The 9,175-nt window shown below is 69.3% G+C and carries 8 protein-coding genes; 3 read left to right on the forward strand and 5 right to left on the reverse strand.

Annotation, left to right across the window (positions count from 1 at the left end; all coding sequences use genetic code 11):
• Window positions 1-258 precede the first annotated feature (258 nt).
• Window positions 259-441 (reverse strand): hypothetical protein, encoded by a 183-nt coding sequence (locus tag HY726_14140; GenBank protein ID MBI4610136.1) that lies wholly within the window; start codon window positions 439-441, stop codon window positions 259-261.
• Window positions 442-546: 105 nt separating this feature from the next.
• On the opposite strand from HY726_14140, the gene HY726_14145 reads away from it, so the two are divergent.
• A complete protein-coding gene (locus HY726_14145) occupies window positions 547-2,271 on the forward strand; it encodes an NAD+ synthase (GenBank protein MBI4610137.1) in 1,725 nt (574 codons plus the stop codon).
• A 159-nt stretch (window positions 2,272-2,430) separates the two neighbouring features.
• Here HY726_14145 and HY726_14150 read toward each other — a convergent pair whose 3' ends face one another.
• The 4 genes from HY726_14150 to HY726_14165 form a co-directional block, all read right to left on the reverse strand.
• The gene (locus tag HY726_14150; protein ID MBI4610138.1) at window positions 2,431-4,176 is read right to left on the reverse strand and encodes an ATP-binding cassette domain-containing protein; all 1,746 of its coding nucleotides are present in this window, start codon (window positions 4,174-4,176) and stop codon (window positions 2,431-2,433) included.
• Window positions 4,173-5,285, reverse strand: coding sequence for a glycosyltransferase family 4 protein (locus tag HY726_14155; GenBank protein ID MBI4610139.1), 1,113 nt, complete (start codon window positions 5,283-5,285; stop codon window positions 4,173-4,175). The genes HY726_14150 and HY726_14155 overlap by 4 nt, the downstream gene beginning before the upstream one ends.
• A 102-nt stretch (window positions 5,286-5,387) precedes the next feature.
• Entirely contained in the window at window positions 5,388-6,467 is a 1,080-nt protein-coding gene (locus tag HY726_14160; protein ID MBI4610140.1) for a DegT/DnrJ/EryC1/StrS family aminotransferase, read from the reverse strand.
• Complete coding sequence (locus tag HY726_14165) at window positions 6,464-6,955, reverse strand: flavin reductase family protein (protein MBI4610141.1); 492 nt, start codon at window positions 6,953-6,955, stop codon at window positions 6,464-6,466. Before HY726_14165 ends, HY726_14160 begins: the two co-directional genes overlap by 4 nt.
• A gap of 135 nt (window positions 6,956-7,090) precedes the next feature.
• On the opposite strand from HY726_14165, the gene HY726_14170 reads away from it, so the two are divergent.
• Together HY726_14170 and HY726_14175 are read left to right on the forward strand one after the other, a co-directional pair.
• Window positions 7,091-8,194, forward strand: coding sequence for an Mrp/NBP35 family ATP-binding protein (locus HY726_14170; protein ID MBI4610142.1), 1,104 nt, complete (start codon window positions 7,091-7,093; stop codon window positions 8,192-8,194).
• Between the two features lie 10 nt (window positions 8,195-8,204).
• On the forward strand, window positions 8,205-9,140 hold the full coding sequence (locus HY726_14175; protein ID MBI4610143.1) for a metal-dependent hydrolase: 936 nt from the start codon (window positions 8,205-8,207) through the stop codon (window positions 9,138-9,140).
• Window positions 9,141-9,175: the final 35 nt, after the last annotated feature.

Consider the following 9,175-nt stretch of genomic DNA (forward strand, 5'->3'; position numbering starts at 1 on the left):
AGCCGCAGGCATGGCAGTTCGAGCCGAGGCGCTTCGGCGCCGGCAGCTTCATCGCCGGCGCCAGCGACGAGGCGAGGCCCGAGCAAATCAGACGGAGGCGAGGCCCGAGTCGGTTGCGCGGGCCGGGTACCCGCGAAGCGGGTGCGCGCTCGAAGTGGAACCGGCACGGGTCGGGGAACTGGCAGGAGCGCGAGAGCATTCATCCCGGTCGCTCCGACAGGCTCCCAGCGTGCGGGGTGAGGGTTTCGCGCCGGCGCGTTACTCGGGCTCCGGGCGGTCTTCGGTCGCCTGGCAGTGGGTGCAGACCCAGGTTCGCCAGACCTGCCGCTGGAGGTCACGGCGAAGGGTCCAGGGGATCAGGGCCCGCCGCTTGCAGCGTGGGCACGGCTCGGGCTTCGCGCCTTCGGCGAGCTTTGACGGCAGCCACGGAACCTTCTCCATACCGCCTCACTCTTGCCTGGACCGCCGGAGCTGTCAAGCTCGGGCTCCGACAAAGCCTAGGCCGCCGGTCGCCCCGGGTTTAGAATACCCGTCAGGAGAGTGGGCATGCGGCGGCTCAGGGTGGGCTTGGCTCAGGTGAACCCCACGGTCGGTGACCTCGAGGGCAACGTCCGGAAGGTCCTCGAGTGGATGGACCGGGCGCGGGCGCTGGGCTGTGACCTGGTCGCGTTCCCCGAGCTGGTGCTGACAGGCTATCCCCCCGAGGACCTGCTCTTCAAGCCCGCCTTTATCGCGGCCAATCTGAAGGCGCTCGATGCCGTGGGCCAGGCCTCGCGCGGTCTCACGGCCGTCGTCGGGTTCGTCGACAAGCGCGACGATATCTTCAACGCGGCGGCGGTCCTCCACGACGGCCGGCGGGTCGGCGTCTACCACAAGCAGTACCTCCCCAACTACGGGGTCTTCGACGAGAACCGCTACTTCCAGTCCGGGACCGAGGTACCGGTCTTTACCCTCGGCGACACGGTCTTCGCCGCCAACATCTGCGAGGACATCTGGTATCCGACCGGGCCCACCACGGCCCAGGCCCTGGCCGGCGCCGAGCTGGTGGTGACGATCACCGGGTCGCCCTACCCCGCGGGGAAGGGGCACTTCCGCGAGAAGATGCTCGCCACGCGCGCCGCCGACGACCTGGTCTGCGTGGGCTTCGTCAACACCGTGGGGGGCCAGGACGAGCTGGTCTTCGACGGGCAGAGCTTCGTCTTCAACGAGAAGGGGGAGTGCGTGGCCCGGGGGAAGGCGTTCGAGGAGGACCTGGTGGTCGCCGACCTCGACTTGGACCGAGTCTTCCGGGCGCGGCTTCACGACTCGCGCCGACGGAAGGAGAAGCTCCGGTCTCCCGAGCGGGTAGCCCGGATCGCGCTCGGCCCGCTCCCGAGCCGGGAGAAGCCGGCGCTTGCGCCGCGCGAGGTCGGGGTCCTGGAGCCAGCGGAGGAGATCTTCCAGGCGCTGGTTCTGGGGACGCGCGACTACGTGTGGAAGAACGGCTTCCGCCGGGTGCTCGTGGGGCTCTCGGGCGGGATCGACTCGTCGCTGGTTGCGGCGGTCGCCTGCGAGGCCCTGGGGCCCGAGAACGTGGCCGGGGTCACGATGCCGTCGCCCTACTCGTCGGCGGGGACCCGGGGCGACGCCCGACGGCTGGCGAAGAACCTCGGGATCGAGTTCCTCACGCTCCCGATCACGCCGATCTTCCGCGCCCACAGGCGGGCGCTGGCGAAGCCGTTCAAGGGGCTCAAGGAGGACGTGACGGAGGAGAACATCCAGGCGCGGATCCGGGGCACGCTCCTCATGGCGCTCTCGAACAAGTTCGGCTGGCTGGTCCTCACGACCGGGAACAAGAGCGAGATCGGCGTGGGCTACTGCACGCTCTACGGGGACATGGCCGGGGGCTTCGCCGTGATCAAGGACGTGCCGAAAACCCTGGTCTACCAGCTCGCCCGCCACGTGAACGCGCGGGCCGGGCGGGCGGTGATTCCGGATTCCGTGTTCGATCGGCCCCCTTCCGCCGAGCTGAGGCCGGACCAGACCGACCAGGACACGCTCCCGCCGTACCCGCTCCTGGACCGGATCCTGGAGGCCTACGTGGAGGAGGACAAGGGCCTGGCCGAGATCGTCGCCCAGGGCTTCGAGCCGGCCACCGTCAAGAAGGTCATCGGGATGGTGGACCGGAACGAGTACAAGCGCCGCCAGGGCCCCATCGGCATCAAGATCACGCCGCGCGCCTTCGGCAAGGACTGGCGCCTGCCCATCGTCAACCGCTTCCGCGAGCCGTAGGGTCGGCGCCAACGGGTCCTGTCCCGCCGATCACCCCCGCCGTGCTCGAACCCCGCCCGGTGTAGGGACCCCGTTGCACGCCCCCTCCCCACGCCTGCGGCGTCGGGGGCCCGGCCCCATCGGCGTGCCACCCGTTGGCGCCGAATAAAAGAGGAGTAATCAGCGGAAGGCGGGGTCCACCTGGAGCGCGTAGAGCCGCCGGTAGATCCCGTCGCCGGCAAGCAGCTCTTCGTGGCGCCCGACCTCGGCGATCCGGCCGTCGTGGATCACGTAGATGCGATCCGCGTTCCGGACCGTGGACAGCCGGTGCGCGATCACCAGGACGGTCCGGCCCTTGATCAGGTCGGTGAGCGCCTGCTGGACCATCAACTCGCTCTCGGCGTCCAGATCCGAGGTGGCCTCGTCCAGGATCAGGATCGACGGATCCTTGAGAAACGCCCGGGCGATGGCGAGGCGCTGGCGCTGGCCTCCCGAGAGCCTGACCCCGCGCTCCCCGACATGGGTCCGGTAGCCCTCGGGCATGGCCGCGATGAAGTCGTGGCAGTGGGCCTGCCGGGCGGCGCGCTCGACCTCTTCGGGAGGAGCCTCCGGTTTGCCGTAGGCGATGTTGTAGAAGACGGTGTCGTTGAACAGGAACGTCTCCTGCGTGACGATGCCGATCCGGGCGCGGAGCGAAGCCAGCGTCACCTCCCGGATGTCGTGGCCGTCCACGAGGATGCGACCGGCGATGACGTCGTGGAAGCGCGGGAGCAGGTCCATCAGCGTCGTCTTCCCCGCGCCGCTCATCCCCACAAAGGCGACCAGTTCCCCCTTCTTCACGGTCAGGCTGATGTCGCTCAGCACGGGCGCGTCGCCGTCGGGGTAGCGGAAGATGACCCGGTCGAACTCGATCCGGTCGCTGAACCCGGGCAGCGGGGTCGCGCCCGGCCGGTCCACGATGGTGGGCGGGGTGTCCAGGAGCTCGAAGACGCGCTCGACCGAGGCGGTGGACTGCTGCACGGTGTTGGCGATCCGTGAGAGCTTGCGCACCGGCCCGTAGAGCAGGATCACCGCCGCCGTGAAGGAGAAGAACGTCCCCGGCGTCATCTGCCCCTGGATGACCTGGTAGCCGCCGTACCAGAGCGCCCCCATCATTCCCAGCGCCCCGAGCACCTCCATGAGGGGCTCGGTGATCTCGTCGGTCCGGTGGTCCTTGAGGGAAAGGTCGAGCAGGCGCTGGTTCACCCGCTCGAAGCGCTCCCGCTCGTGAGCCTCGCGGCCGAAGGCCTGGACGATCTTGGTGCCGACGAAGGACTCCTGGAGGACCACGGTCAGCTCGGCGATCTTCTCCTGGGAGCGCTTGTTGATCTTGTAGAGATTGCGCCCGATGGCCCGGACCGTGACTCCCACGAACGGAAAGATCACGACGGCGATCAGGGTCAGGACCCACTCCCGGGCCAGCATGACCGCCAGGAGGGCGACGATCGTGGCGACCTGGCGGATCGCCATCACGAGGACCTGGGAAGAGAGCCGCGCCAGCCGGTTCACGTCGTTGACGACGCGCGACATCAGCTCCGCCGAGTGAAGGCCGGAGAAGAACGCGAGCGGCATCCCCTGGATGTGCGTGTAGAGGTCGCGCCGGAGCGTGGCAATGACGCGCTCGCCGACCGCGGCCATCAGGTAGGACTGGGCGTAGCGGCAGCAGCCCTTGACCAAGTAGGCGCCGAGGAGGGCGAGCGGGATCAGCTTGAGCATCAGGAGGTCGCGCTTGAGGAAGATCTCATCCATCGCCGGCTTGACGAGCCAGGCGATCATCCCGTCCATGGCGGCCACGACCAGCGCCAGCCCGCCTCCGAGGACGAGCCAGGCCCAGTAGGGGCGCAGGTACGCGAGGAGGCGCGCGAAGAGGGCGAGCCGGTCCGTCATGATCGCGCGGCGAGCAGGCGGAGGTAGAGCCGCTCGGTGAGCTCGACCTTGGCCCGGGTGGAGAACAGCGCCTCCACCTGCTTCCGGCCCGCCCGCGCCATCTCCTTGGCCCGCACCGGGTTCTCCATCAGTCGGAGGATGGCCTGGGCCAGCGCTTCTGGGTTGCGGGGTGGAACGAGGAGGCCGGTCTCGCCGTCCTGGATCAGCTCGGGGATGCCTTCCAGTGCGGTGCCGATCACGGGCGTTTCCACCGCGAGGGCTTCGCGGAGCGAGCCCGTGAGCCCGGCGCCGGCATAGGAGGCATCCACGACGCCATCGCTCGCAGTGAGAATCTGGGGGATGTCCTCGCGGTGGCCCCAGACGTGGACCCTACCCGCGAGCGCGCGGCTTCGAGCCTTGTTGAGGAGGCTCTTGATGCGAGGCGCGGGGGCGCCGACGAAGAGGAGGCGGGCCCGGGGGGCGCGCGGGGCCAGCCGCATCATCGCCTCCAGGACGTCCTCGTTCCCGCGCCAGCTCCGGACGCCGACCTGCGTGATCAGGAAGTCGTCCGGCGCGAGGCCGAGTTCCCGCCGGATCGCGCTGCCGTCCACATCGGAGTGGAAGCGGTCGGTGTCGGTACCCGAGTAGATGACCTCGACCTTCTCCGCGGGAACACCCCGCGCCACCAGCCCCCGCTTGATGGAATGGGAGACCGCCACGATGGCGGTCACGCGCCCGGTCGTGTAGCCGAGGCGGTTGAACGGGGTCAGGGGGAAGCTGACCCCGCGGTTCAGGATCAAGACGGGAATCTTCACGAAGAGCCCGGCGAGAATCGCGAGCGTGCGGGCCCGCCCCTTATGGCAGTGGACGATCTGGATGTCGTGGGTCCGAACGAGCTCAGCGAGCCGCCGGACCGAGAGGAGATCGAGGGCCGAGCGCATCGGGAGCGGCACGTAGGCGAGGCCAGCCGCGCGGCACTTGTCGGCCCAGATCGGGCTCGGGCGAGTGGCTACCACCACGTGATGGCCGCGGGCGGCCAGCCCTTTTGCCAGCTCGCAGAGCTGGACGGCTGCTCCGGTGAAGTAGTCGGCCTTGGGATAGAGGTGCAGGACCCTGAGCGGCTCACCCATCGCGCGTAGCACCCTTTCTCGAAGCAGGCCCGGCGGCGTCTGCCGCTCGCTCGCCGGCCACTGCTCTCTCGGGCAGATCGCCGCCGGCCCGGGTCTGGGCCGTCACGAGCGGAAAAACTCCCTGACGGCGGCTGCCACCTCGTCGATCTCGGCGTCGGTGTGGCCGGGCGAGAGGGGGAGCGTCAGAATCTCCTGAACGATCCCCTCGGTGCGGGCCAGGGGCGGCGGGGCCAGTCGCTCCACCGCGGGCTGGCGGTGGGAGGGGACCGGGTAGTGGATCCCCGTCTGGATGCCCCGCTCCTTGAGGAAGCGGGCGAGGGCATCGCGCCGGGATGTGCGGATGACGTAGAGGTGGTAGACGTGGCGGGCCCGGGGCTGCTCCGCCGGAAGGACGAGCGGGAGGCCGGCCAGGCGCTCGGCATACCTCCGCGCCAGCTCCCGCCGCCTTTCGTTCATCGCTTCGAGCCGCCGGAGGAGGACCCTGCCCACCGCGGCCTGGAGCTCGTTGAAGCGCAGGTTGAAGCCCACTTCCGCGTGCACGTCCTTGCTGAGGCGCCCGTGGTCGCGAAGCCGGCGGCAGCGCGTCGCGATCTCGTCGTCGCTGGTGACGACGACCCCGCCGTCCCCCATGACGGTCAGGTTCTTCGAGGGGTAGAAGGAGAAGGCCGCGCCGCGGCCGAAGCCGCCGACCTTCTTCCCGTCCCACTCGGCGCCGTGGGCCTGGCAGCAGTCCTCGAGGCACCACAGGCCGAAGCGGGCGCACAGGTCCTGGACCGCGGGGATCCTGGCCGGGTGGCCGTACAGGTGGACCGGGATGATCCCGACCGAGCGCGGCGTGATGCGTGCCTCCGCGTCCGCGGGATCGAGCGTGTAGGAATCGTCCACGTCCACGAAGACGGGGGTGCCCTCGGCGGCGAGGATCGCCTCCACGGTCGGGAAGGCGGTGTGAGCGGGGACGAGGACTTCGTCGCCGGCCTTTATTCCCAGGGCCCGGAGGCTGAGCCAGAGCGCGGCGGTGCCCGAGGCGGTGAGGACGGCGTGGCGGGTGCCGATGTAGCGGGCCAGTTCAGCCTCGAACTCCCGGCAGTGGGGACCGAGGATGTACTGGCGAGAGTCGATGGCCGCGAGCACCGCCTCCTTGATCTCGGCGTCCACGGGGGGGCGCGAGAGGGGGATGGTCATGAGCGGGGATCTCCGAGCTGGAGGCGGCCGTAACCGCCGCGGTAGTACAGGAGGGGCTCGCCGTTGCCGACGGTGGCCGCCTCGACTTCGCCCACGAAGATCGTGTGGTCGCCTCCGGGATAAGTGTGGACGGTGCGGCACTCCAGGTGGGCGAGCGCGGCGAGGAGCAGCGGGAGCCCGCACGCGCCCGTCCGGAACGCGATCCGCTCGAACTTGTCGGCCTGCGTGGAGGCGAAGTGGCGGGACAAGGCCTCCTGACCGGCAGCGAGGACGTTGATCGCGAACCGACCGTTCGTCCGGAAGGCGTCGTAGCTGTGCGCGTGTTGATCCACGCAGACGAGGACCAGCGGAGGTGTGAGGGAGACCGAGGTGAAGGCGCTGGCGGTGAGGCCGGTCGGGCGCCCGTCGGCATCCCAGGTGGTGACCACCGTCACACCGCTGGCGAAGTGACCGAGTACGTGCCGAAACTCATCAGGCCCGATGCCCATGGCGGGGAAAACACTTCCCTTTCTAGCAGGTCCGTGGCCGATTTGCAAGCTTTCTGCGGCAAAATCGCCTTGACTCACGGGGAGTTGCCCCCTATACTGAGCTGTCGGTTTCAAGTCCGAGATCCCCGATACCGTATGAGCTCAAACCCCGGTGCTCCCGTCGTCACGGAGGAGGCTGTCCTCCAGTCCCTCCGGACGCTCCAGGACCCCGAGGCGCGCAAGGACATCGTCAGCCTCGGCCTGATCAAGAACCTGGAGGTCCAGGGCGGGCGCGTCGCGTTCACGCTCGAGTTCACGACGCAGCCTCCCCACGTAAAGGTGGAGCTCCACAGCAAAGCCCGGAAACTGGTGTCGCAGCTCGCGGGGGTCGTCGAGGTCCAGGTGAGGATGGCCTCGGCGCCTCATGCCGCCGCGCCTCAGCAGGCGCCCGCGCAGCCGCCGCGGGAGGAGTACATCCCCGACGTGAAGCAGACGGTGGCGGTCTCGTCCGGGAAAGGCGGCGTGGGGAAGTCCACGGTGGCTGTGAACCTGGCCCTCGCGCTGGCACGGAGTGGCGCCGGGGTCGGCCTCGTCGACGCCGACGTCTACGGTCCCAACATCCCGTTGATGATGGGAGCCAAGGGGCGGCCGGGGATGTTCGACAACAAGATCATCCCGGTGGAGAGCCACGGCATCAAGCTGATCTCGATCGGCTTTTTCGTCAAGGAGGGCGAGCCCATCATCTGGCGGGGGCCGATGCTCCACTCGGCGATCCAGCAGTTCCTGCGGGACGTCAACTGGGGTGCCCTCGACTATCTCGTCTTCGACATGCCCCCCGGGACCGGAGACGCGCAGCTCTCCCTCTCCCAGGTAATTCCACTTTCGGGCGCGGTGGTCGTGACGACGCCGCAGGAGGTCGCCCTCCTGGATGTCCGGAAGGCGATCGCCATGTTCCGGCGGATGAACGTCCCGCTCCTGGGGGTCGTCGAAAACATGAGCTACTTCCTCTGCCCCCACTGCGGCGAGCGAACGACGATCTTCGGCGAGGGCGGCGGGCAGCGGCTCTCGGAGGAGATGGGGGTGCCGCTCCTTGGCCAGATTCCGCTGGACCCCGAAACTCGTGAGGGCGGCGACGAGGGGGTTCCCATCGTGATTCGCAAGCCCGGCTCGCCCCAGGCCGCTGCCTTCCGGAAACTCGCCGAGGTTGTCAGCGCGCGGCTCGCCGAAGTCTCCGTGCTGAAGCTCCCCTCGATCGGCTAGCCGCGGTCGCATGGACCCGCTCACCCACGGTCTGGCAGGCGCGGCACTGGCGCAGGCTGGCTTCCGCCAGCGCTGCGGGTATCAGGCCACGCTGGCCATGACGGCGGGCGCCATGCTCCCCGATATCGACGTTTTGTGGAGCCCGGCCCAGAGCGTTGTGGCGCTGGAAACCCACCGGGGGATGACCCACTCCCTCGTCGGGGCGGTGGGGTTGGCGTTCGCGCTGGGCTTCGCGCTGCGCTTCGTCGGCCCCGAGAGGCGCTGGGGCCCGCTCGCGGGCCTGTCCCTCCTCGGGATCGCCATCGGGCACCTCTTCCTCGACCTGATCACGAGCTACGGGATCCAGCTCTACCTGCCGTTCTCGAGGGCGCGGCCCGCCCTCGATCTCGTCTTCATCATCGATCCGTTCCTGACACTGACGCTGCTCATCGCCGTCGTCGCCGGCTTCGTCTGGCGCCGGTCTGCGGCGGTGATCGGGAAGGTGGCTCTCGCGGCCATCGTCCTCTACCTCGGGATGATGGCGCTCAACCACTCGGCTGCGGTCACCCGCATGGAGGAACTGCTCCAGAGCCAGGGGGTCGCTGCGCGCCGGGTCGAGGCGCTCCCGTGGCCGTTCAACCCGCTACGCTGGCAGGGGTTTGCCGAGGACGGGGACCGCTACTGGCAGGGTGATGTCCGGCTCTGGCGCGGTGGCGTGACCTTGACCGGGCTTCCCAAGGGACCCGCGGATGGGCCGGTCGCCCGGGCCCGCGAGCACAAGGACGTCCAGACCTTCCTCTGGTTCGCCCGCTTCCCGGTGGTGGCGCTGCGCGAGGACGGGAACCGCGCGGTCGTCGAGTATCGAGACCTCCGCTTCGCGCAGTCGCTCCGGAGCCGTTCCCCCTTCGTGCTCCGCGTCCTCTTCTCACCCTCCGGCGAGGTGGAGCAGGTCCTGTTCAACCCGTGAGCTTCCTCGGAGGGGGGCTCCGCCCCCCTTCCGAA

The sequence above is a fragment of the Candidatus Rokuibacteriota bacterium genome (assembly GCA_016209385.1).
Taxonomy (GTDB): Bacteria; Methylomirabilota; Methylomirabilia; order Rokubacteriales; family CSP1-6; genus JACQWB01.

Coding starts and splice junctions, on each gene's coding strand:
- HY726_14145 (MBI4610137.1), top strand. CDS start 547: ATGCGGCGGCTCAGGGTGGGCTTGGCTCAGGTGAACCCCACGGTCGGT.
- HY726_14165 (MBI4610141.1), bottom strand. CDS start 6,955: ATGGGCATCGGGCCTGATGAGTTTCGGCACGTACTCGGTCACTTCGCC.
- HY726_14155 (MBI4610139.1), bottom strand. CDS start 5,285: ATGGGTGAGCCGCTCAGGGTCCTGCACCTCTATCCCAAGGCCGACTAC.
- HY726_14160 (MBI4610140.1), bottom strand. CDS start 6,467: ATGACCATCCCCCTCTCGCGCCCCCCCGTGGACGCCGAGATCAAGGAG.
- HY726_14170 (MBI4610142.1), top strand. CDS start 7,091: ATGAGCTCAAACCCCGGTGCTCCCGTCGTCACGGAGGAGGCTGTCCTC.
- HY726_14140 (MBI4610136.1), bottom strand. CDS start 441: ATGGAGAAGGTTCCGTGGCTGCCGTCAAAGCTCGCCGAAGGCGCGAAG.
- HY726_14150 (MBI4610138.1), bottom strand. CDS start 4,176: ATGACGGACCGGCTCGCCCTCTTCGCGCGCCTCCTCGCGTACCTGCGC.
- HY726_14175 (MBI4610143.1), top strand. CDS start 8,205: ATGGACCCGCTCACCCACGGTCTGGCAGGCGCGGCACTGGCGCAGGCT.